General features: G+C 59.3%; 19 protein-coding genes. 8 read left to right on the plus strand and 11 right to left on the minus strand.

Annotated elements, in window-relative coordinates:
- Positions 1-682 precede the first annotated feature (682 nt).
- Positions 683-2,266: an EAL domain-containing response regulator gene (locus tag VGV41_RS19460; protein WP_326865705.1), complete on the minus strand. Its 1,584-nt coding sequence runs from the start codon at positions 2,264-2,266 to the stop codon at positions 683-685.
- A 78-nt stretch (positions 2,267-2,344) separates the two neighbouring features.
- Here VGV41_RS19460 and VGV41_RS19465 point away from each other — a divergent pair, with 78 nt between their 5' ends.
- Together VGV41_RS19465 and VGV41_RS19470 are read left to right on the plus strand one after the other, a co-directional pair.
- Positions 2,345-3,604, plus strand: coding sequence for an EAL domain-containing response regulator (locus VGV41_RS19465; RefSeq protein WP_326865706.1), 1,260 nt, complete (start codon positions 2,345-2,347; stop codon positions 3,602-3,604).
- Between the two features lie 107 nt (positions 3,605-3,711).
- The gene (locus VGV41_RS19470; RefSeq protein ID WP_326865707.1) at positions 3,712-6,012 is read left to right on the plus strand and encodes a PAS domain S-box protein; all 2,301 of its coding nucleotides are present in this window, start codon (positions 3,712-3,714) and stop codon (positions 6,010-6,012) included.
- A 188-nt stretch (positions 6,013-6,200) separates the two neighbouring features.
- Here the strand turns inward: VGV41_RS19470 and VGV41_RS19475 are convergent, their stop codons facing one another.
- Both VGV41_RS19475 and VGV41_RS19480 read right to left on the minus strand, forming a co-directional pair.
- Positions 6,201-7,466 (minus strand): MFS transporter, encoded by a 1,266-nt coding sequence (locus VGV41_RS19475; protein WP_326865708.1) that lies wholly within the window; start codon positions 7,464-7,466, stop codon positions 6,201-6,203.
- Positions 7,467-7,569: 103 nt separating this feature from the next.
- Complete coding sequence (locus VGV41_RS19480) at positions 7,570-8,487, minus strand: NADP-dependent oxidoreductase (protein WP_326865710.1); 918 nt, start codon at positions 8,485-8,487, stop codon at positions 7,570-7,572.
- A 90-nt stretch (positions 8,488-8,577) separates the two neighbouring features.
- Between VGV41_RS19480 and VGV41_RS19485 the strand changes: the two genes are divergently transcribed.
- The 3 genes from VGV41_RS19485 to VGV41_RS19495 all read left to right on the plus strand — a co-directional run bounded on the left by VGV41_RS19485 (position 8,578) and on the right by VGV41_RS19495 (position 10,430).
- Positions 8,578-9,396, plus strand: a complete 819-nt coding sequence (locus tag VGV41_RS19485) for an AraC family transcriptional regulator (protein WP_326865711.1) — start codon at positions 8,578-8,580, stop codon at positions 9,394-9,396.
- Between the two features lie 52 nt (positions 9,397-9,448).
- Complete coding sequence (locus VGV41_RS19490; protein ID WP_326865712.1) at positions 9,449-9,838, plus strand: hypothetical protein; 390 nt, start codon at positions 9,449-9,451, stop codon at positions 9,836-9,838.
- 208 nt (positions 9,839-10,046) lie between these two features.
- On the plus strand, positions 10,047-10,430 hold the full coding sequence (locus VGV41_RS19495; RefSeq protein ID WP_326865713.1) for a hypothetical protein: 384 nt from the start codon (positions 10,047-10,049) through the stop codon (positions 10,428-10,430).
- Between the two features lie 73 nt (positions 10,431-10,503).
- Here VGV41_RS19495 and VGV41_RS19500 read toward each other — a convergent pair whose 3' ends face one another.
- Positions 10,504-13,398, minus strand: a complete 2,895-nt coding sequence (locus tag VGV41_RS19500) for a PAS-domain containing protein (protein ID WP_326865714.1) — start codon at positions 13,396-13,398, stop codon at positions 10,504-10,506.
- Positions 13,399-14,044: 646 nt separating this feature from the next.
- Here VGV41_RS19500 and VGV41_RS19505 point away from each other — a divergent pair.
- The 3 genes from VGV41_RS19505 (at position 14,045) to VGV41_RS19515 (ending at position 15,794) form a co-directional block, all read left to right on the plus strand.
- Positions 14,045-14,767, plus strand: a complete 723-nt coding sequence (locus tag VGV41_RS19505) for a S1 family peptidase (protein WP_326865715.1) — start codon at positions 14,045-14,047, stop codon at positions 14,765-14,767.
- Positions 14,768-14,849: 82 nt separating this feature from the next.
- Positions 14,850-15,065 carry a hypothetical protein gene (locus tag VGV41_RS19510; protein WP_326865716.1) on the plus strand — a complete coding sequence of 72 codons (216 nt, stop codon included), beginning with the start codon at positions 14,850-14,852 and terminating at the stop codon, positions 15,063-15,065.
- 177 nt (positions 15,066-15,242) lie between these two features.
- The gene (locus tag VGV41_RS19515) at positions 15,243-15,794 is read left to right on the plus strand and encodes a hypothetical protein (RefSeq protein WP_326865717.1); all 552 of its coding nucleotides are present in this window, start codon (positions 15,243-15,245) and stop codon (positions 15,792-15,794) included.
- Between the two features lie 40 nt (positions 15,795-15,834).
- Here the strand turns inward: VGV41_RS19515 and VGV41_RS19520 are convergent, their stop codons facing one another.
- The 7 genes from VGV41_RS19520 to VGV41_RS19550 all read right to left on the minus strand — a co-directional run bounded on the left by VGV41_RS19520 (position 15,835) and on the right by VGV41_RS19550 (position 23,031).
- Complete coding sequence (locus VGV41_RS19520) at positions 15,835-16,344, minus strand: plasmid partitioning protein RepB C-terminal domain-containing protein (protein ID WP_326865718.1); 510 nt, start codon at positions 16,342-16,344, stop codon at positions 15,835-15,837.
- Positions 16,341-18,170 carry a recombinase family protein gene (locus VGV41_RS19525; protein ID WP_326865719.1) on the minus strand — a complete coding sequence of 610 codons (1,830 nt, stop codon included), beginning with the start codon at positions 18,168-18,170 and terminating at the stop codon, positions 16,341-16,343. The genes VGV41_RS19520 and VGV41_RS19525 overlap by 4 nt, the downstream gene beginning before the upstream one ends.
- A 217-nt stretch (positions 18,171-18,387) precedes the next feature.
- Entirely contained in the window at positions 18,388-18,849 is a 462-nt protein-coding gene (locus VGV41_RS19530; RefSeq protein ID WP_326865721.1) for a phage terminase small subunit P27 family, read from the minus strand.
- A gap of 32 nt (positions 18,850-18,881) precedes the next feature.
- Positions 18,882-20,183, minus strand: a complete 1,302-nt coding sequence (locus tag VGV41_RS19535; RefSeq protein WP_326865722.1) for a site-specific DNA-methyltransferase — start codon at positions 20,181-20,183, stop codon at positions 18,882-18,884.
- 584 nt (positions 20,184-20,767) lie between these two features.
- Complete coding sequence (locus VGV41_RS19540) at positions 20,768-21,457, minus strand: helix-turn-helix domain-containing protein (RefSeq protein ID WP_326865723.1); 690 nt, start codon at positions 21,455-21,457, stop codon at positions 20,768-20,770.
- The gene (locus tag VGV41_RS19545) at positions 21,454-21,708 is read right to left on the minus strand and encodes a helix-turn-helix domain-containing protein (protein ID WP_326865725.1); all 255 of its coding nucleotides are present in this window, start codon (positions 21,706-21,708) and stop codon (positions 21,454-21,456) included. The genes VGV41_RS19540 and VGV41_RS19545 overlap by 4 nt, the downstream gene beginning before the upstream one ends.
- Positions 21,709-21,780: 72 nt before the next feature.
- Complete coding sequence (locus VGV41_RS19550; protein ID WP_326865726.1) at positions 21,781-23,031, minus strand: hypothetical protein; 1,251 nt, start codon at positions 23,029-23,031, stop codon at positions 21,781-21,783.
- Positions 23,032-23,226: the final 195 nt, after the last annotated feature.

Below are 23,226 nucleotides of genomic sequence, written 5' to 3' on the forward strand. Positions count from 1 at the left end.
GCCTCTGCGATCTCGGCGATGCGCAGCCAGTGCATAGCCATATCGGTCAGGCGAGCGCGGTCGGAATCGAGAGACAATCGACCCGCCAACTCCAGGCAGGTCTTTGCTTCCTTGCGGTATCCTTCGGCCCGCTCGCGTGCATTGGCCATGTTGGATTGGAGTGCTAGGCGCCAGCTGAGCCAAGCTTTGAGCCGAATTCCGCAATGATGTCGGAGAGGCTGTTGTGGTCGGCCTGTTCGGCCAGTCTCAGGTAGCACCAGGCAAGGTGGTTCAGCTCGGACGCGAGGCCGGCGCTTCGTTCATTGGCGGCTTTCGCTCTCAGCTGAGCCGCGAGCTTTCGGTATGAGTCGGCAGCAGTCATGGGCGGGTAGAACCTACTTACAGTGTGTCATTTGACAATCCTTCAAGTTTTACCTGTGCGATGCGTTCCATCAGTCCGCCGACAAGGTAAAGGGACCACAAAACACCTCAAAAGAGGCCAGCGCCGATGGAACCGGGTCAGTACCTGGATGAGGGGGACGGAAGCTATTACCGCCGTTCTAGCCGTGAGCAAGATGCGTTTTCAGAACAAAGCTAGATTATCAATCCAGATCATGGGGTCTGTTCCGGAGTCATGCTCGTGGCGGCGCTGATGCCCGCACCGAGCGAAATCGTCAGATATTTAGCCCTGCTGGGTAGTTATTTAGCCCTGCTGGGTAGCTGGCAAGCTTGCCTCACTCGCATGATCCGACGGCGCACTTACGTCCGCCGCGTGCTTTTCAAGCTGAAGCACAGGAGTCGCAGAAGGCGCTCCACTTCCGGACAAAAGGCGCTGCCGCTGCGCCTTGAGCCTAAGGAATGGGATGAGATCATTCATTGGCATTGGTCTCGCGAGGAGGTGGCCCTGTGCCATATCACAATTCATTTTGTACAGCTCGACCAAGTCTTCCTTGGCCTCCACGCTCTTGGCGACAGCAGCAGCACCGAAGCTGTGCGCCAATTCAACGATCGAGCGGCAAATTGCGGAATTCTGTTCGTTCGTGGAGCAGCCTTGGACATAGCTTGCATCAAGCTTCAATTCCGAGAATGCAAATTTTTTGAGCCTAGGGAATGAGGCCCGCCCTGTCCCAAAGTTATCGACGGCAAAACTAACATCGTAGATCATCAGCTGACTGGCAATATCATGCAGTCCGTCAATTGCCTCCGCGGCTTGCTCTTCATCTAACTCGAACACTAGCCCGGGCCAATTTGCATGATGTGGCCTATGTTCGCGTATGAGCTTGGGAATCGGGACACTCGAGAGACAATCCCCCGAAACATTGATCGCAATCTTAATTGCGTACCCGACTCCCCGCAGATCTGACCATTCCCTCAGGCAAGTCAGGATGACGTGCTCTGTCAGCCGTCTAAGACACGAGCGGCTCGCATGCAGAAGGAATTCTGAAGGGAGCACTGTCCCTAACTGGGGGTGGCAAACACGCGAAAGCGCTTCGACCCCGGCTATTCGCCTGAGCTTCAGGTCAATTTTGGGCTGATACCAGACCTCGACCCAGCCATTTTGCAGGGCGGCGTCCAGATCAACGACCGCACCTTCCGTGACCCCTTCCTCTTGGATCCGCTTTAGCTGCTCTGTGACGACCCCGCGAATCGCGGAGATTGAACACGGTTTCGCCAGGGGCGACAGCATGTTCAGACCGTGTTTTAGCCCGACCGAATGGACGTTCTCCACCACGACCTCGGAGCGTCCGCTTATGAGCTGAACCGCGCCGCGGTACTTCTTTGCCGAAAGCTCCCTAATCACGTCGATCGCATCCGAATCTCGTAACGAGATATCAAGGAAGATCAGACTCGGAACAAAACTAAGTAATCGGTCGGAGACGGCTACGAGGGAGTCTAATTCGATGCAGACGGCGCCGGTTGAAGCTATGGCATTTGCAATTAGGCGCCTCACCCCAGGGTCGTCATCGACAATAAAGCAGGAATTGGCTCGCAGTGGGGATCCGCTCGCCCGGGTCGCCCCACGCCATTTTGCCTTTGGGCGGACGCTTTCATCCGCAAGAGCGGAGGCCAGCCATTTTCGAGCCTTGAACATTGCAGCCCCCGACATCTTCGCCGAAGCCATAAGAGAGAAACTTTTTTTACAAAATCTTACTGCAGTCACAGGGACATGGCGTTTGCAGCGATGGAACTCGGTCGTCCGATACCGCAATACCGTCGGCGACAACCTTTCACCTCGATTTTGCGGCCAATGATAACGATTTCGAAAACGGTATCGCGTGATGCTCATTGAAGCCTGCCCGTTCCCTCCACTTGCTAGGTTGCTCCCCCGAGCGGTGTCCAGATTTCTCATTCGAATTAGTCCGCCATGGCAAAAGTATTCACCGCATCATCCGGCGCGCGGCGCTCTGTTCTAATATTCGACGACGACGCGGCGATGCTCGCTCTTGCCAAGGAGAGATTCCAACGTGAGCAATGCGAGGTCCGCACGGCGAATGACAAATCATCTTTTTTAAACGCGCTCACGGCCAAGCCAGAGCTGATCCTCCTAGACCTCTCACTGAAGGACCTAGACGGGATTGAAGCGTTTTCGTTGATTGCAACTCACCATCCCAGGGTGGACATTTTGCTCTTCAGTGGCCATTCAGAGGAGGTCATGAATCACGCTCGCGTCGTAGGTGAGCAGAGCGGCTTAAAAATTCTTGGGCTGTTACGCAAACCCTTTGCGCGACGCGACGTGCTGAAAGCTCTGGCGCTTCGCTCCCCGGAAAGACCACCGCTTGACCAAGAACTAGATCGCCGGGACAACACCCATCTTCTCGACGAAGCGATTGAGAAGGGCTGGCTAGAATTTTGGTATCAGCCAAAGGTTAGCTTGCGCACAGGCGACGTTTTGGGCGCTGAATGCTTGGCAAGAATTCGGCATCCGGACTTAGGGCTGCTGGCGCCTGCAGTGTTTTTGCCCACGGCATCTGAAGCAAAGCTTTTCGATCTAACTAAATGCGCTCTCTGCGATGCGGCACGCTTAGGCGCTGAGCTGCAAAGACACCCCGACTTCCAGCTTTCAATCAATATCGCCGGCAGCTTGTTGCACCGAACAGACCTTCTCGACGTACTGCTAGAAATTAGTAGAGAGGCGCCACGCAACGGGCGTCTTATTTTAGAGCTCACAGAGACCGACTTCGTGGCTGAGCCACTGAATATGCAACGCTTTGCCACGCGTGCCGTGCTAAATGGGTTTGGGATATCGATCGATGACTTCGGACACGGTTATGCGAATTTCGATCGCCTCCGCCGGACGCCGTTTTGTGAGCTTAAAATTGATCGCTCTGTAACGGCTGGGTGCGCGGGCGACCCACACTTGAGGACGTTGTGCAGAGCTGCGGTCGAGCTTGCACATGGATTTAAGGCGGAGGCAGTCGCAGAGGGTGTGGACAACATCGACGATCTCCGCATTCTGCGAGAACTCTCATTCGATATAGCTCAAGGGTATTTGTTTTCGCGGCCCGTTAGGCGAGATCTCTTCGACGACATTCCACAGAGATATGCATTTGATTGTTTAACCTGCAAAGGCGACGGAGCGGGAGATGATCAAAGCCGTTCGACGCGCTCTGCTACGAAGGTGTAAAGGCTACGCGAATGCACAGCGGTGGTAATGAGCAATTGCTTTCTCCCCAGAGCGCGCGGAATGGATCACGGGTACGGCGGACAGCCCCAGCGCCCGCCACCGCCTCATTGTCCTCGCTCCTGGACGCCCTTCCAGGCCCAGCAGCCTTTCTCGATCGAACCGGGCGCATTTTAGCCGTCAACGAACGGTGGCATATTTTTGGTCATGAAAATGGACTGCGTGATCCTAACGCCTGTATCGGCGTGAACTATTTGGCCGTCTGCGAACGCACCGGCGGGGAAAGCCAGGCGGAAGCTCGTAAAGCCGCGAGTGGAATTGGGGCAGTGCTGGCGGGAGCACAAGATGTTTTCACTCTCGAATATTCCTGCCATTCACCGAAAGAAGAGCGCTGGTTTCTAATGACCGCTTCGAGCACCGCCCACGAAATTGTATCGGGAGCGGTAGTTATGCATTTGGATATCACAAGCCAAAAAGCAGATCAGCGCGCACAGCAGTTTCTTGATGAGTATTTCAATACCCCCTTCCAGGAAGCCGCCATTGGCCTGGCTGTTATCAATCCGGGGGGTCGTTATCTCCAAACGAACGCCAAATATTGCGACATGGTCGGCTACACCGAGGCCGAGTTGAAGTCGAAAAACATGCTTTCTGTTACCCACCCAGAAGACAGGTCTAGCAACCTGTTGCGCCTATCTGAATTGCTCAACGGGCAACGGCAAAGCTTTGTGGCAGAAAAACGTTATGTAAGAAGCGACGGTTCGACGATCTGGGTCAGGAATAGCGTTTCCGCCAGACGCAATGCGTTCGGCCACGTGACTAGCATTCTGGCTTTCTCAGAAGACATAACAACCCGGAAACGAGCGTCGGAGGAACTGGAAAAAGCAAAGGCCAGATTAGAGATAGCTACTCGCCTAAGTCGCCTCGTCGCATGGGAATTTGACGCAGAATTGAATGCTGCGACCTTCTCCGACGAGGCGAAAGCCATTTGCGACATTCCATCTAACTCCAGCCTCAGCCTAGAGGAGTTCTTATCGTTTTATATTGCTGCCGACCGGCGGCGCCTGGAGCAGGCGATTCAAGAATGCCTCACTGAAGGCACTGCATACGACCTTGATCTGGAAATTGAGACATCGAAGAGAGGTCGCTCATGGATCAGAACAATTGGTCAAGCGGTCTCGGCCGGCGATCGCGTCGTGCGCATCCAGGGAGCACTTCAAGATGTTACCGATCGCATATTGCTCCAACGCAAGGCAAGCCATGCGCAAAAAATGGAGGCGGTCGGACAGCTTACAGGGGGGCTCGCTCACGATTTCAATAATCTGCTAACCATCGTTATTGGAAATACTGAACTATTGGAAGAGCAACTGGACGGTCATCCTGAATTGGCTGGTCTGGCGCAAAGCGCAAGGTCAGCGGCGGAGCGAGGAGGAAAATTAGTCGAGCATCTACTGGCGTTCGCGCGGCGGCAATCGCTGAGAGCAGCACCTGTAAATGTGGCACAGCTCACTATCGCAATGACTACCCTCCTGCGCCGCACACTTGGCCCGACGATATGCATCGACTTTTCGATACAGGCGGATCTTTGGGAGGCGCTCGCCGACGCAGCCCAGCTAGAGAGCGCGCTACTGAACCTCTGCCTTAATGCTCGCGACGCCATGCCAAGTGGCGGATCGATAGACATCGAAGCGCACAACCATGAAATCTGCTCAGATAGCTCGGGGCAGCTGCCTTCCCTCTCTAAAGGTCAGTATGTCTGCATCAGTGTATCTGACTCTGGGAACGGCATGTCCCCCGAAATCACGGCGCGAGCCTGCGAACCATTCTTTACCACGAAAGGCTCAGGAAAAGGGAGCGGCCTAGGGCTTTCAATGGTCTGCGGATTTGTCCAGCAGTCCAAAGGCGAGGTCCAGATTGAGTCGGAATCCGGATTAGGGACCACAGTGCGCATGTACTTGCCTCGCGCCACTTCGCATGCCGCGAGCCCCGCGCCTCGGGGCGGAGTCCAAGGAGGAGCCGAGAGGATATTGCTCGTTGACGATGAGTCTGACATTCGACGATACGGCACGCGTCAACTAGAGGAGTTCGGATACACGGTCATTGCGTGTGATAACGGCGACGACGCCTTAGAACTCTTGCGCGAGGGCGGGGCATTTGACTTGCTTTTGACCGACATGGTCATGCCTGGAAAGATCGACGGAATCGGCCTCGCTCAAAGAGCTCGCGTACTGGATCCCAATTTGAAGGTGCTGTTGAGTACAGGTTATTCCGAACGGGTACTGATGGAGATCGTCGAACACGGATTTCTGGTACTCAAGAAGCCCTACCGGAAGAACGAGCTTGCTCTTAAGGTGCGAGAAGCGCTCGCGGCAGAAACTTGGTCGGCTTCTCGAGAATGCAGCGCCGGCGCCTGATCGGGTAGACGCTGCAGTGTCCGAAATGGGTCAGAAGCGGACAACAGCCGACTCGCCCAGTAGGTTTGCTCTGGGCCAAGACGAGACGTGAGCGGGCGCTCATGCTTGCCTGGATCCACGCGGCGTGAACCTTCAACCGGGCTGCCACCACCGTATCCAATTTATGAGATCGCGGACGTAGGCGGCAGTCACCTTAAGACGTCGCGGGTACCATGGACGTCGGCGATGTTGTCGCTCGCCCTCGCTTCGAAGTGCGGATTGCGTGCAACGGCGATGGTGAACAGCGCCGCAATGAGCGCGAGGCCACCGTATCCCAGAGCGATCTGCGGTAGCGAGTAGGCCTTAGATAGTTCGCCGGAGATGAGGCTCGGGAAAGTAGCGCCGCTATAGCAGAGCAGATAGACCGCGCTGAAGATCGGCGCACGTTCTGCAAGCGTGCTGCCTTCAAGCAACCCCCGCGTCGAGGCGCTGATTGCGATACCTTGGCCAGCACCGGCGATCACCGTTGCGAAGACAAACAGCGTTAGCCTGCCGACGCCGACCGCTGCGATGACGCCAATCACTCCCGCCAGGAATGTGATCATGCCGATGCGTTGGGCTACGTCGGATGGAAACCGGCCTCCAATGGGCGCACCGAGAACACTGGGAGCCATGTAGGCGGCGAACACCAGGCCGAGGATGAGCGGGCTGTGGGTGTGAAGTTGCTCTTCGACAAGCGTAGGCACGAAGGCCTGGTAGAAGGCGCCGATCGCCCAGGTCGCCAGGAACACCGCGGCCGCAACCGGCAGCAGATGCCTAACCCGCGCCGGTACGCTGATCTTGGGCAGCATTGAGCGCCACGCGCCCGGCGTCGGGTTTGCGGTTTCCGGGCTGAGGGTGATGAGTGCGGCGGACAGCGACAAGAAGCCGATGCACACAAGGTAGATCACGTCGCGTGGCAAAGGGCCGAATTGCACAAGCGCGCCCGACTCGATCGCGCCGACGGCGAGACCAAGCATGGGGCCCTGGCTCGATGCGACGGAAGCCAGCCATTGCGGTTTCGCGGGTGCAGCGTCGACGATGTAGGAGGTCAAGGTGCTACTGGCCAATCCAGTGCCGACGCCCATCAGGATTCGGCCGGCCAGCAGAGTGCTGACGACATGCACGTTCAACAGCAGCACGCAGCCCAGCAGGAGCAGTCCGAGGCTGAGGATCGCGGCCAGGCGGCGTCCGAGATGATTGGATAGCCGGCCCAGTACCAGAAGTCCGATGCCAGCGCCTACAGAATAAGTGACGATGGCCATCGAGATGGCGAAGTTGGTGAATCCATCTTCGGCCCGATAGATGTTGTAGACCGGGATCGGCGCCGCCGCCGTTGCAAAAGCGGCCACGAGCGAGGTGACCGCGGATAAGAATGCCAGCCGAAGCGTTCTGCTCCGGCCTGCACAGTTGACGACGGGTGCGGCGTTTTGCATGGAGCCTGCCCTTTCCTGTTCCGGACAATTGATAAACATGCGTCGTTGGGCGGGGCGCGACCCTCAGCGACAGAAAGGGATCGCGCCCAAGCCGAGCGAGTCCTCACGGACGAACACGGATGATCGTCTTCCCGTTGATCCGCTTGGTCGTGTTGAGGGCGGCGACCGCATCGTTGAAGGGGGCGACGGTGCCGATGTTCGTGCGCAGCCGTCCGTCCCGAACGCGCTGAACGATTTCAGTTAATTGGGCGCGATCGGCCTCGACGACGAAGTCGATGGCGGCACCGTCGGAAGGGCGCGCTTCGGACGGCCCGACGACAGACACCAGCGTTCCGCCGCCCCGGATCAGACGAGCGGACCGCTTGCCGATTTCGCCGCCGATGACATCGAAGACCAAATCCACGGGGCCGACATCTTCAAGCGTCTCATTATCGAGATCGACGAATTCGTTCGCGCCGAAATCGAGCGCCATCTGACGGTCTGAAGCGCGTCCGGTGCCGATCACATAGGCGCCGAACTCACGGCCGAGCTGCGTCACCATCGAACCGACGGCCCCGGCCGCGCCGTGCGCGATGACGCGCTGCCCCGCGCGCAGGCGGCCATGCACCATCAGTCCCTGCCACGCGGTAAGGCCCGAAATGGGAAGGCTCGCGCCGACCGTGAAGTCGATGTCGTCAGGCAGCGGCGCGAGGTTGCGCGCCTCGATGGCCACGTACTCGGCCAAGGTGCCGTCGCGATACCAGTCGGCGAGACCGAACACGCGCTGGCCCACCGCCAGACCGGTCGTGCCATAGCCTAGCGCGGTCACGACGCCGGCCAGTTCGTGGCCGGGGATCGTCGGGGTCCGGTTCCGCGTGAGGCGATCGGTCCAGGTCGAAGGCCAGGTCAGCTCGGTCCCGACGAACCCGGATGCATGAATCTGAACCACAACGTCGTTGATCGCGGGCTGCGGTTCTGGCCGCTCGCTGAGCTTCATCCCCGCCCGTCCGGCAGCCTCGTCCGTCACGATGATCGCGTGCATAATGTCCTCCTGGGTGGTTTGCCGTTGCACGCCACCCATATGGAGGACTAAGGCTGACCGTTGGTCCCAAGAACATTGCCGATCGTCCCAATGGATCCATTCGCCGCCCTGTTCGCCCATGCCACCCCGCGGGCCCGCGCCTTCTTCGCAGGGACGCTGTGCAAGACGGTGCAATACCCGGACACGGGCCACTTGCATTTTCTGAACGGTGGCAAGCTGACCCTCGTCGAGCCCGGCAAGAGCGATCTGCCGGTCAACGGGCCGACGATCCTGTTCTTCCCGCGTGGTCGCGTTCACAGTTTCGTCGTCAATCCGGAGCGTGGCGCCGATCTCGTTTGTGCAACCGTCGAACTCGGTGGTGCCGAGGGCAACCCGATCGGACAGGGACTGCCCGAGCTCGTGGTTTTACCGCTGGCATCGCATCCCGCGCTGTCTCCGATTTGCAATTTGGTTCTCGGGGAGGCGTTCTCGGAAGAAGGTGGCCGCCAGGAAGCGCTCAACCGGCTGCTCGACTATCTCCTGATCCTGATTGTGCGGCATGTGGTGCATACTGGTGAGGTCTCGACCGGCGTGCTCGCCGGGCTAGCCGACCCGCGCCTTGCCAAGGCGTTGACGGCGATTCACGAGGCGCCCAAGAAGTCTTGGACGCTGGACGACCTCGCCGGCATCGCCGGTATGTCACGCACGCGGTTCGCTGAGCATTTCCGCACGCGGACCGCCCAGACGCCGATGGACTATCTCACGACCTGGCGCATCACGCTTGCACGACAGCTTCTCGCGCGAGGCAAGCCGGTAAAGAGCGTTGCGCAGCAGGTCGGCTACCAGAGCGCAGCCGCTTTCTCTCGTACGTTCAGCCGCGTGACTGGGCAGCCGCCCCGGGTTTCGACTGAGGCTCGTATAGCTGGCTGACGGACGACTTACTGACTAGGGCGCGTGGTTACTCTCAAATCCCGACGAGCCGATGCTGGCCTTCCTCCGCTCATGTCTGCTTCGGTCCATCACCGCCTATATCAGCGTTCCGGGCTGGCGCGACAGCGCAATCGATCAGGCGCGCTCGACAGAGGCGGAGGCAGTGAGCGAGGCGAGCGCCTCGCCCGGCGGCGTGGTCCGCCTAGATCTCGCTAAACTCCTGCACGACGGTGATCGGCGCTGGTCCAGCCCGACACCGACGGATATTGCGGCGCTGCGCCTGCAAGACGTGAAGTCATTGATCGAGCCACAATTGGCCTCTGCGCCCATCGAAGTGGTCGTAGTCGGCAGCAAATTGATCCCACAGTGCAAGCGGTCGCCGCCACCCTCGGTGCGCTACCGCGCCGGTCGCAAGCGCCGCCGCCTTCGCAGGCGGCCATGAGCGTCCACTTCCCCAAAGCAACCCCGACGCCGATCGAACTCCATCATGATGGTCGCGCCGACCAAGGTTTTGCGGTGATCGCTTGGCCAGCGAGCGATTTTTTCGATCAACAAACGGTTCAAGACCTGCAGGTTCTCAACGCGCCTTCAGCGCCCGTCTGTCCGATCAACTCCGTGTACACGACGGAGCTACCTATACACCCACCGTCATGATGAAGAATTCGAGGACGTTCCCAGGCTACGGGTATTTTTTGGCCGGCACCGAACTAGCCCCCGCAAAGATGCCACTCTTCTTCAGCGTTACACAGTCGATCGCCGCCGATCTGCAAGCGCAACCGATCTCAGCGGATGAATTGGATCGAGCGCGTAACCCCAGCGCGGAGGCGATGATCGCGCGTCGGCAATCGAATGCCTACTGGGCTGGCAGCCTAGTCGGCGCTCAGGTCGATCCGCGCCGGCTCGACATCATTCGGGAAACGCTGCCTGCCCTCAAGCGGGTAACCGCCGCCGACGTCCAGCGCGTTGCACAGACCTATCTCTCCGAGACGAAAGCCTGGAAGGCGATCGTTACTCCAGCGTCAAAGCCGCATTGAGGTCTGTCCAAGCCGACCCCCTCATGATTGGGGGTTACGAACAACGGAACCTGCCCACACATCGCACTAACCATTACGACGCCCCGAGCCGCCTTTTGGAAGACCGCAGCTTTCGCCTCTGTAAAGGACGGGACCGCCCAACGCCCGTAAACTCGGCGTACTCGGCGATCGGACGCGGATGGCCGATCAGGTAACCCTGAATTTCGTCGCATCCTTCCGCCACGAGGAAGCGAAGTTGCTCCTGGGTCTCGACGCCTTCGGCGGTCACGGGCAGCGACAGGCTGCGCCCGAGTCCGATAATGGCCCTCGTAATAGCCGCCGATTGCGGATTATCGGATAATCTTGCGATGAACGCCTGATCGATCTTCATGCGATCAAATGGAAATGATTGCAGGTACGAAAGCGAGGAATAGCCGGTGCCGAAATCGTCCATGGCAATTCGAATGCCAAGGCCCTTCAAGCGCCGCAGTACCGCGAGCGCCCGTCTGAAATCATCGATTAAGACGCTTTCGGTGATCTCAAGTTCGAGCCGACTTGGCGGCAGGCCTGTGTCCAAGAGGATCTGGTGAACGAGGCTCGGTAGATCACCGTGTTGAAATTGGACCGGCGAGAGATTAACCGAGACCTTGAGCGACTTCTGCCAGGAGGCGGCTTCCCGGCACGCCTCGCGCAATACCCATTCACCGAGCGCCAGGATCAAGCCACTATCTTCCGCCAATGGGATGAAGACATTCGGTGAAACAAGTCCGCGGGTTGGGTGCTCCCATCGGGCCAGCGTCTCAAAGCCGACAATTCGCCCATCAATGCTCGCTTGCGGCTGGAAATGGAGATGCATCTCGCTACGTTCGATTGCGCACTTCAGATCGTGCTGCAGCAGCCGCCGCTCACGCAGCCGAGCGTCCATTTCGGGCGCGAAGAAACGGACGGTGTCTCGGCCCTCCCGCTTCGCTCGGTATAATGCCGCATCGGCATTTGCCAATAGCGTGGTGAGGTCCCGGCCGTCATCCGGATAAATGGCAACTCCGATACTCATCGCCACCCGTACTGATCGACTATGCAATCCGGGATGAGTGGCGAAGGCCTGTTGGACCTTTCTCGTCAACTCCTCGGCGCCGGACGGTTGATCTGCCCCGGTCATGACAACGCTAAATTCGTCTCCGCCCAGCCTTGCCACAAAGCAGTCGGTTGCGACATCGCGCAAGATATTGGCGACTGCGATCAGCACTTCATCGCCCGCCGCATGGCCGAAGACGTCGTTCACGTCCTTGAACCGGTCGAGATCGACTGAAATGATGGCGAGCCTTTCAGATTCCACGGCCGCGATTTGATGTTCGATAAAATCGTTAAACGCCGCACGGTTTTTCAATCCCGTGAGAGCATCGTGTTGTGCAAGGTACTCCACCCGAGCCTGCGCCTGTCGCTGTTCGGTCGTATCTTCGTGTGTTGCGACCCATCCGCCTCCCGGCATCGGTGTGCTAACGGCACGAATACAGCGTCCGTCGCCAAGTTCCACGTTCCAACTTATCATCTGGCCTCGCCACATCGTGTCTTTCATCTCTTGGCAGCGACGCTCGACGTCACCGCTGAAGACGCCTCTATCTTTGCGATGTTGCATCAGCTCTTCGAGAGAGCAGCCCGGCTTGATGATCTCCCTCGACAGGTTATACATCTCGATATAGCGATTATTGCAGAGAACCATTCGCCCGTCGGAATCGAACATCAGCAAGCCTTGCGACATGTTGCTGATGGCTGCTTCGGTGCGCCGCTTTTGACGAATGAGCTGTTGCTCGGCCCTTGTTATATCTGTGACGTCAACAGCGGCGCAAATGCGCGCGCGGCGTCCCTCGAACGCGAGATCGGTCGCGTGCACCGAAACCTGAATGACAGAGCCGTCCGCCTTGCAGTGACGCCATGTCCGCTGCCCGCGGGTGACCTGGCCTGAGCGAAAGAACTGTGAAAATTCATCACGATCCTCTGGGGGGCGAAGATCATCCGTGAGCATGGCCAGAAATTGCTCCCGGCTGTAACCGTAGTGCTGCAGGGCCGTGTCGTTCACAGCAAGAAAGCGTCCCGAATCGCGCTCGACAACCCACATCGGAACCGGGCTGTTGCTAAATAGGAGATTGAGCGACTCCTCGCGCTGCTTCAGATCGGTGATGTCGACCCTGATCCCAACGCTGCCACCATCCCGGGTGCGGCGCTCGTGCACTCGGATCCATCGTCCGTTGGCGAGAAGCTGTTCATGCGTGGTCGAAGGCTCCTTATGCTGCGCCAGCCGTGCAATTAGCCATTCCTGCTCACGTCCAACGGCGTCCGGATATTGCCCGTGCGAGAGTGCGGTCCTGAGAACGTCCTCGAATCGGGCCCCGACCGAGATCGCATCCCTGCTAATGCCATACATTTCGCGGTAGCGACTGTTCCAGAGGATGAAGCGATCGTCTTTGTCGAGCAGCGCAACCCCTTCCGGGATCACTTCGATTGCCTCGACCAAAAGCGCATGGGCGGCTTGAGCTTTCTCTCTCGCGCTTTCCGCCTCGCCCGTTGCTTTTGTAAGCTCACGTTCGGTCCGCCGCTGTTCAGTGATGTCCTCGTGAGTGGCCACCCAACCGCCCTCGGGCATGGGAACGTGATGGATACGGAAGACCTCGCCCGTGCCAAGCGCAACGGTCGTGTCAGTCGGTTCCCGTTCTATTGCGATGCTCTTACGCCACTCGAGGTACTGTTCTCGCGTCATCGCCGGGACGCTGCCGGCCTGGTAGCGAAGCTCTACGATTTCGGCCAGTGTCATACCCGGCCGAACTTGCTCGGGCGTGAGCCGGTACATCTCAATGTAGCGGCTGTTGCAGAGGATCAGTCGATGGTGCTCATCGAAGGAGCAGAGGCCATGCGAGATATTATTCAAGGCGACATCGAGTAGCGCCGCGCTTGCCCCGCCGGTGGAAGGCGCGATTCCTCGCGTTTTTGGCATATTATGCCTTTCTTAAGCATTGCCCAGCCGGCAACGTCCCGCCGTTCAACAGTAAGACTGTAAGATTGCTTCCCTCTTAATATGCAAGTCGCGAGTAACCCCCTTCCGCTACTCAAGAAAAAAAATCCTGCGGCGCCTGGAGTCGAGAAGAATGAGGAACTCGTTCACCTCATTTGGTCCGCTGATGGCAATCCGGACTGCCGTGATACAACGCGCAAGCAGAAGGCGGAGCGCTTGGTTGAACGGTCGACGAGGCGCGCGGGGCCAGACAAAAGCAGCCTCGAGGCTGAGCCCAGGATGCCACGATATTTCTTCAAGTTCGAAACCGAGGAGATCCAGTACGAGGACCCAAGACGCGGGATGAGATCGAGCAACGGATACGAGACCGCGCTTACCATTGAATCGATGAGGGCGAACCTGAGAGGCAAGTACCTTGATGACTGGCTCCGGGCCGAACGGGAGGTCGAGTAGCACGCCATCCTTGAAAAGCACGGACGAATTGGAGCAAATCTAGTAGCGACCGCACTTTTTCACGCTCGGACGCAATGCGACCTCATGGCCAGCGTGGCTCAGTTAGTGGGTTGACAACAAACCCAATTTTGGGCTCATCCCCAATATGCGGCGTGCTCTTGCGTCAGCAATATTAATGGCGTTTTGCGCCCCCGCGCTCGCTGTCACTGGCGGCGCGCCGCCGGCCACGGGCGACGTCGCGCGTGCCATCGTCATGCTAGTGGACGAGAACGGCGACCTCTGCACAGCCACCGCGCTCGCGCCGGAGCTGGTTCTCACCGCCGCACATTGCGTCATCGGGCCGCACAAGCGCGTGGTGAAGGTCTACCAGACCGGCCAATCCATCCCCGTGCGCTCGGCGCAGGCGCATCCGCGCTTCAATTTCGCCAGTTACGCGGCGAGCCGCGCCACCGCCGACGTGGCGCTGGTCAAGCTCATGGCGCCGCTGCCCGCCATCGTCGCACCGGCCGAACTCGCAGCCCCACGCCGCGTCAGCGCCGGCGAGACGCTCACCATCGCCGGCTTCGGCGTGACGGTGGACCGCACGCCGATCGGGCTCGGCGTCCCGCGCGAAGCCCCCCTCACCGTCACCGGCAAGCCCGGCTCGCTGCAGATCCGCCTGGTCGACCCGAAGACGCGCAACCGCCGCGCCGGGCTCGGCGCCTGCGTCGGCGATTCCGGCGGCCCGGCCTTCGAAACCGGCGCCGACGGCAGGCGCCGCGTCATCGCCGTCGTCAGCTGGACCACCGCGCCGAACGACGAGGACGGCTGCGGCGGCCTCACCGGGCTGACACCACTCCTGCTCTATCGCGACTGGATCGTCGAGACTGCGAAGAAGTACAATTCGACGCTGCCTTGAGCTTCACGCCGCGGCCGATCTTTACCGTCCGCTCACCATATCGGCCAACCGGCGCTTAAGCCTGGCGGCATAAGACAGCCGCATGAGCACCGTCTCCGCCATCGCCAGTTCCGGCATGATGACTGCCGCCGCGCGCCTTGCGACGTCGGCGGCGAAGGTGGCAAACCCGAACTCGGGCGCCGACCTCTCCACCGAGGCGGTCAACCAGATCGAGGCCCGGCTCGACTTTTCGGCCAATGCGCTGGTGCTGCGCGCCGACAGCAGGATGACCGGCGCGCTCCTCGACATGCTGGCGTAACCGCCTGATCTGTCGCAATTCCCCGACGCATTAAGGTTACGCGGTCAGGTTACCGGCGGTCGGCGCTCGTCACGCCCCCCTCGCCCCGATAAATGCCCAGCGTTGCGCGTGGATTGCCACGCCACCCGAAGGAGCCGTTTCCGCGGCCGCAAGCCGCTCCAGAGCTGCGAGGTTGAATTGATAAAATCCGCATCCGTTTTCATCACGGCGATCTTTGTCTGCCTGATCACAACGCCCGGCAACGCTACGCCCCGCTCCGCGCATCACCATCGCGGCGCCACGGCGCATAACCCGATCGTCTGCGACCTACGCGGCTGTTCCGACCGCGCCGCGGCCGCGCCGCGGCATCAAGCCGCCGCACGCGATGCCTACGCTGCGGTGAGCCCGGTCGATGCCAACGGCAACACGGTTGTCGTCGGCGGCCGGCCCGCCGGCTGCCCTTACGAATTCTGCGGCTGTGAGGCCTCGCGGTACGTGTTCGGCGAAATCCGCCGCGAGCTCAATCTCGCCTCCGCCTGGGCGAAGAAGTTTCCACGGACCCAGCCCGCCGCCGGCATGGCGGCCGTACGCAATCATCACGTGATGATCCTCATGAGCCACGTCGACGGCAAGGACTGGCTGGTGCACGACGGCAATTCCGGCAGCCACCTGACGCGCGAGCACGTGCGCTCGATCGCCGGCTACGTCATCGTCGATCCGCACGGATCGCGCGCGGCGAGCGCCGACTGATAACGGTGCCACCGCCGCCTCTTACTAACTGGGGCACCGACTAGCGGGTCGAACTATGAGCTGTACGGCTTGCTGCTACCGCGCCCGTGAGCTCGGTTGCGGCACACTTGAATTTCAGTCGGCTCAAATCGCGGAATACCTTTGGATGGGCAACGCGCACATAGGCAGCCACCTTGGGATTGGCGAGAATCCTCCTGACGTAGGCCTCTGTCACCATCGAAGCGCGAGCATCATCGGCATATGATCTCGCTGCGTTCCAAAAGGCGGCCTCAAACTGCGGCACAGCTTTTTCTATCACCGCCAACTCGGCTTGGCTAAGGCCTCGCATTCGCCGTTTCGTGCGCACGAAGTCAGACGCTTTTGATCCGAAAATAAGAAGGTTTAGAAATGGAAAGGAGTAATCGGAGCAGGCGGCCATAAGATCGGCGATTTCGTTCTGCCGGCGCGCATTGACTCGCCTCAGCATCGAATAGAAATAGAATGGCCTCGCCCTAGCACTGATCTTCTCCAGCGCGGCATCGCAAATTCCCTTTAGGCTAACGCGTGTCATGTCCGCTCAACAAAAACCCTGTCGGAGGTCAGGGAGGGCAGCGAATCGAGTCCTTCTCCCTTTAGGGTTTTGATGAAAGTTGGGTCGCAAAATAAGTGCTGAAGAGACGCCTCAAGTACCCTTTGACGCGCGGCAACGCGGCGCCTTTTCGCAATAAAAGCGGCCATCGATGCGGAGTATCTCTGTAAGGCACGCAGCAAAATCTTAGCATGCGTCGTTTTTCGGTTGAGCCGCAGATGCGAGAAGTTCGGCAAATGAGCACCTTTGACAGCCACCGCGATCGGCTCGCGTATGCGTGCCAACGGCGTCTCGTATAATCCATCGCGGGCGACAAGAACGCGCAGCGGCTCCAAAGTGCTCGCCGCAAACTTCTGAATGTCCAGGTGGCATCTGTCGAGCAGAAGCTGTTGCGCTACGTCTGACGTCAGATCCGGCACAAATAAATAATCGATGATATGGGAAGTCTTCTCTGAAGCCCGAACGATAATCAGCAGGTCAGACTGATGCGTGATGCTTCTTTTGAGGAGCCACCGAGGCCTGCCGTCCCGCGTACGGTAGAACCAGTGCGCGATGGCTATCGAAATCACAAGCTCGTCATTTACCAAAAGCTTCGCCTGCTTGCGGTCACCGATTTCTTTAACCGAGTGGCCCCAGCGTCTCAGCTCGCGGGCGACAAGATCTGAGACGAGTTGTCGGGTAGAGACATACACGAGCCGCTGCGAACCGCGTCGGTATCCGACGGCCTTAAAGGCGTCGAGCATGCTGCCGAAATGACGCTCGAATGTGTTGGCCGATGGGCATCCCGGCGTATCTAGAATAACGGTTGTCGATAAAGCACCGTGCTTGCACCAGATAGCCGTCAAGTGGCTCAGTAAGTCGAACTTCGTAACGCGCCTGTTTATGCCTCGAAGCTTGTCTTGGACGCGATCGAATAGATCCTTAGCGAGGATAGGCTGGAAAACGCCCTCAGCTCGCACCCAGGTTGCCGGATCATGTTTAAGCCTACGTGCCCTAAGCTTAAACGAGGTCATCCCGAAGACGTTGTTGCCGATATATTTTTCGTTGGAAAGCATCGCGCGGACGCCCTTGACGCGCCAAAGGTGCCCAGTGCTATTGCGTATGCCTTCGGCATTCAGTTTCGCTGTCAGCGCGCTGATGGAGACATCCGTCCACGCGAATTCGCCGAAAACACGGCGTACGGTATCGACCTCGCGTTCAGGTCCGGGCACAAGGATTGTGCGATGGCTAGACAGGAACTTCTGCTCTCCGTTCTCCAGGATTCCCTTCAGTTGCCCGTAATCGTCAACGAGCATGCGGCGCAGGCCGAACACCGCACGACCGCCGTGGCTAAACCCACGGCGGGTCATACTGCATTTGGCTAAGAAGATTCTATTCGATAGATCGCGGCTATACTCGGCCGCCATCAGGCGCTTTATACTCTTGATGATAGTGGCTGTGATGCTGCCATCGTTGGCGAATTCCTCGGCGCAATAGCGTATTGCTATACCAGACTCGCGACATAGAAATTCATAATAGGCACTTTCATCGGCATCCTGAAAGCGCCCCCACCGGCTTACATCATAGACAAGTACAGTCCCGAAGCCGGCGTTACCGCCTCGGACGTCTTGCAAAAGTTGCTGGAGGCCGGCGCGACCCTTAATGCTTAGTCCACTCTTCCCCTCGTCCGCATACGTTTTTACGATTTGGAAGCCGTGGCTTGCTGCATACAACGCAATCAATGATTTTTGGTTCTCGGTGGAATACCTCTGCATGTCCGCGGACATTCGGACATATTGAGCTGCCTTCTTCGACTGCTCGTACGGCATCGGCTTTCGCCCCGCGCGTGTCTACTCAGTGCATCGCGGCCCAACAATGTGCTATGGCGCGAGAATACTCCTTGCGCGCAGCCACGCCAACAGGAACTCCATTATTTCAGAGCGCCGGTACTAATGGTGGCAACTTGGTGATCTCTTCCGCGAAGATCTCCCGCCTTCCTCGAGGTCGCACTCTAGCGTTAGCGCTTTTGTTTGAAATATACGCGCCTTACTGAGACCCTTGCGGTTCTGGGCCGTCATCTGTTTCGGGCACAAAATCAAAAAGCGAAGTCTGCGAATCTGGTGGGCCGGGCATCGAAATTCGGCTGCGGCTCGCCGGCGTGAAGCCAAATTCCGAAGCGATCCGCATCATGATCTCGGCCTGACGATTGGCGATTGAGACGTATGGCGACTGGATCGGGTATCCGGTCGGCGACTTGACCATAGTGCCGTATTTCTGAACGGCTTCGATTGCCTCGGCCCAGAGCCCGTAGGCACTGCAATAGGTAGCCAGCGCAGTTCGGTCGAGCGCCGTAATCATCCGGAGACTGGCGAGATGTGTGGTGAGCCGGTCCCATTCCTCTCGTGCAACCGGGCCTAGTTGGGGCGGACATTCCGGGATCTCCGGCTTCGGCTGGGGCTCGTTGGGATTCAGAGGGCGCTTGCCGGGATTGCCGGTCAGCAGCTTCATGCGCGTAGGAACGGGTCTGCGGCCGCGCATCGCTAACCCTCCAAAGATTCAGCGGCTTGGGCCGCGATTTCATCGAACGTGCGGCCATCGGCTTCGAACACGGCCTTCGAGCCTGTGAATGCCTGCCAGCGCCGGATCGCGACATCGACGTAGACGGGATTGATCTCAATGGCGAAGCAGATGCGGCCGGTGGTCTGCGCCGCAATCAGTGTCGTGCCACTGCCCAAGAACGGCTCATAGACCGCTTCGCCGGACGCGCTGTTGTTCAGCATCGGACGCCGCATGCATTCGACCGGCTTTTGAGTGCCGTGCTGCGTCTCAGCATCCTGGCCGCCTGTCGGGATCGTCCAGAGTGTCGTCTGCTTGCGATCGCCTAGCCAGTGGCCCTTGTCGCGCACCGCGTACCAGCACGGCTCGTGCTGCCAGTGATAATCGCCGCGACCGATCACGAGGCGCTCCTTCGCCCAAATGATCTGCGCGCGGATGGTGAAGCCTTGCTGGATCAAACTCTCGGCCACCGTCGGGGCATGCAGCGCGCCATGCCAAACGTAGGCAATCCGGCCGGGAAAGAGAGCCCAAGCAGCGCCCCACTCGGCGCGGCTGTCATTCTCGACTTTTCCGACGCGCTTGGAGTTGTTCACACCGGCCCGGTGACGCCAGGCGGGATCGTAGTCGACCCCGTAGGGCGGGTCAGTGACCATGAGCACCGGCGTTGCCCCGGCGAGCACCCGCGCCACAGTGTCCATATCGGTACTGTCGCCGCAGACGACGCGGTGGAGCCCAAGCTGCCAGACATCTCCGACCTTGCTTACCGCCTTCTCCGCGTGCGCGGGCACCTCGTCCTCGCCGGTCAGGCCCAACGTATCGGCCGGCTGTAACGCCTCCGAGAGCTCCTTGGCTGTGAAGCCGAGCACCTGGAGGTCGGCGCCAAGCGACGAGAGGTCCTGCAGCTCGAGGCGGAGCAACTCGAGATCCCAGCCAGCATTCAGGGCCAGACGATTGTCGGCGAGCATGAGCTGCCGCTGCTGAATTTCCGTCAGCCCTGTGAGGGTGATCACCGGCACCTCCTTCAAGCCCAAAAGCCTGGCTGCGGCGAGGCGGCCGTGACCGGCTATGAGATCGCCGCGATTGTTTACGAGAACCGGGTTGGTGAAGCCGAACGCCCGGATGCTTCCCGCGATCTCCGCAACCTGCTTGTCGTCGTGGGTCCGCGCATTGCGTGCCGAAGGGATTAATCGGCCGATCGGCCACGTATCCAGCGAGAGCGAGGATGCCTGGCTAGAACCGAGTTGGTTTCGCGAGGGAGACGCGGCCTGCGTCACGTCATCGGACATGACCTACCCCCCCCACCCTGAATTTCGCGGCAAATTTCTGAAGTGCACCGGCGCGCACCGTCAAAAAAAAGATTTCGCAATTGGCCGAAAAAGTGTGTGCGCCTAGCCCGCCGGTCCGGGCTCGCGATCGACCCGACTTTTGACCACCCCCCGCCCTCCTGAAAATAAATCGTCGATCGGACGCGTCGGCACGTCGTCGACCACTGAAAGGATTCAGCTTTTGATTTTTTTGATTTCGTTTGATCGAATCAAACCTCACAGCCCAGAAAAAAAATCTCTGCATGAGGGAGGAACCGGTACCTGAGTCGAGAGACGCAGAGATTGAAACCCCCCTCCCCCATGGGCTTTTTGTATCTGAGTTCGATTTGATGCGCGCGAATGGGCGACGCTCGCCTGACGAAACACGCATCCAGCAAGCGTTTGACCGTGCCCGACACCCAACTGACCCTTCGGACCGCGACCTCAAGCGTGAAATTCGGCATCCAAAGCGCAGTGCCACCGAACCACCATTCCGGTTCGCAACGCCCGTGGAGCATACTGCCTGGAAGAACCTGTGGATCGAGGGCGGCATCATCCGTTCCTCTTCAATCTTGAAGCTTCAAGCGGCGCTGAATCAGGCGCAGGCCGGCACCGTGTTGTGAGAGCTCCGCCTCCGTTGCTGCCGCCGACAGGCCGACATCGATCGCGTCGACGATCTCAGCGTACGTTACAGGTCGGCCGGCATAGACTTCGAGTAGGTCGTTCGACCACCGGCGTTCCGCTTCGGTCCGCGCGGCGTCAGCCGCACGCGGGATAGGAAGCTTCGATCGCTGAGGCATCCTTTCTTCCCTCGCCGGACTCCTTGAGTAGGTTTGTTTAGGTAGGATCCTTGAACAGGTTTGGGTGACAGCAGAGTCACTCTCCAGGTGACCGGCTTGTCGCGTCTCAGGTGACACTTTCGACCGGCGCGAACGGTGCAGCTTGCTCTTCCAAGCCGCCTCATGTTCCGCGAGGCGCTTCCAGTTCGGCCGGTAGCGATTCCGGTTCGAGTACCCGCCGTGCCGGTCTTTTTCGAACAGACCAAGCTTCTCGAGCCGGTTCGTCGCGCGGATGACCGTTCGTGTGCAGCAATCCAATAGAGATGCGATCCGCTGTATGCCCGGGTCACACCTCCCGGTCTTCCGGTTGAAATGCTCGATAAGGGCCAGCGCTACCTTCCTGTCACTGGGCCGCAGTCCCGGCATGATGTTGATGACCTTGGCGGCGAGCAAGGTGTCGAGCGCGTTCACGGTCATTTCGGCACTTCCGCGACTGCATGTGCCTGCTTGACGACCGCTGGCACGAGCGGCGCTGCGACCACTGTGTTCTCTTCGGTCCAGGCGATGAGCGCCGGGCGGCGATATCGGACGGCCCTGCCGGCTTTGACGTACTCCGGTCCGACGCCCTGCGAGCGCCAAGCCTGAAGTGTGCGCGAGGACAGCCGAAGAAGGTCGGCAGCCTGGATTTCCGTGAGGAGTCGCTCGGGGTCAGTCGCTTGCTGTGCCATCGGCTTCGCTCAGTTGCGATTCGATGGCACGAAAAGTGGAGCAAGTTCGAACCGCGAAATAGACGCCGCGATTTAATCGCCGCGGCGATTAGGCTGCGGCGATTTCGGGGTGGCACCAGCGACGCGCCACGCATGCGCCCCTGTCTCTGCGATCGCGCGCTTTCTGACTGCCGAGAATGATCGTTCGCTTATGGGCCATTTGGCTCGGGCCGCTGCGAGCAGCTCGCCATTCGTGGCAGTCCGCCTATTTGGAGATTTCCTCATCATGTCAGCAAGCCACGTGTAGCATTCGTGTTCAATTCGATGTTGATCCTCGGCCCAGCGAATACCTTTTCCGTGCGTCTTTGAGGTCGATGCTGTCGTAGCCGGTCGAACATCAACGTGGTCGATCGGTTTCACGTGAAGCTTCTCAGCCGAGCCAGTCTTCGGTCGCCGGAGCATCAGGCTTAAGTAAAGCGGCGCCACCCGCTCTTCGCCATCACCGGACGGATCGGGATACCGATCGTAAAAATCGCCTTGATAGAGATCGAGAACAGCGGTTTTCCGCAGCCACATTGCGGGGGAAATCTCGACCAGAGCTCCTTGGCCGGAGAGCGCAGCTTCTGCGACGATCTCGCCATCAATGAGCGGCTTGATAATGCGGCGGAAACGGTCGCGTAGGGCGTCCTCGGCCACACGCGACCGGGGCTCACCATCGAGCAGAAAGCCTGCCGGATCGGTATCGCGTTCCGTGCCGTGATCGACGTACCAGTACGCGTGATAGAGACGCGACTGGAAGCCGACGGTCCGAGGCTTGCCGCCACGTGCAATTGCCGTCTTCCTGAGGCTTGCCACCTGTGGGTCATTGAAGACAAAAAGATCAAACGCTCGCAGGAGTGGCTGATCGGTCAGCCGCAGCAAAGCGTCATCCGCCCAGAGTGCAGGCACTATGCGCACGTCGTAGATTGCCGTCTTGTCCGGCGCTGGTTCAGTGGCAACAGATCGCCGGAAATCCGTAAAAGTCAGAAGCTTCCACGCCGAAGCCGGAACGGACACGATCTCCGCGAGCGGGCCCCCACGACGGCCTCGAGCCGCCAATTGCCCTGAGATCAGGTGGGCTCTGAGCGCCTCACCGACAGATTTAGCGGCGTTCAGTTGAGCATCTCTGAGAAGCTGCAGTTGCTCGTTCTGCCTGTCACGAGTCTCAGCGTCATCGGCCAAGTCGAGATGGCGTGCGCCCGCTCTCCGCCAATCCCTCTCTGCCGACACACACTGCTTCAGCAGATCCGGATCGACGGTCCGCCTGACAGCTTCTCGTAGTGTCCAACCGGCAACCTCGGCCATTAGTAACCGAATCTCAGCTCGCGAATCGGCACTCAAATCGCCGATCAGTTTGCACCCACAAGGTTGAGACTCAAGAAAGTCGGCTGTTTTCCCCGGCTCTGTCGCCCGTTGATCTACCTTTGTCTTCGCCGCTGCACGGTCAAGCTCGATCGGGACATTTGTCGGCTAGCGTTCCCGGCTTTTGCGTGCAGCTTG

Source organism: Pseudolabrys sp. (assembly GCF_035943735.1).
Taxonomy (GTDB): domain Bacteria; phylum Pseudomonadota; class Alphaproteobacteria; order Rhizobiales; family Xanthobacteraceae; genus Pseudolabrys.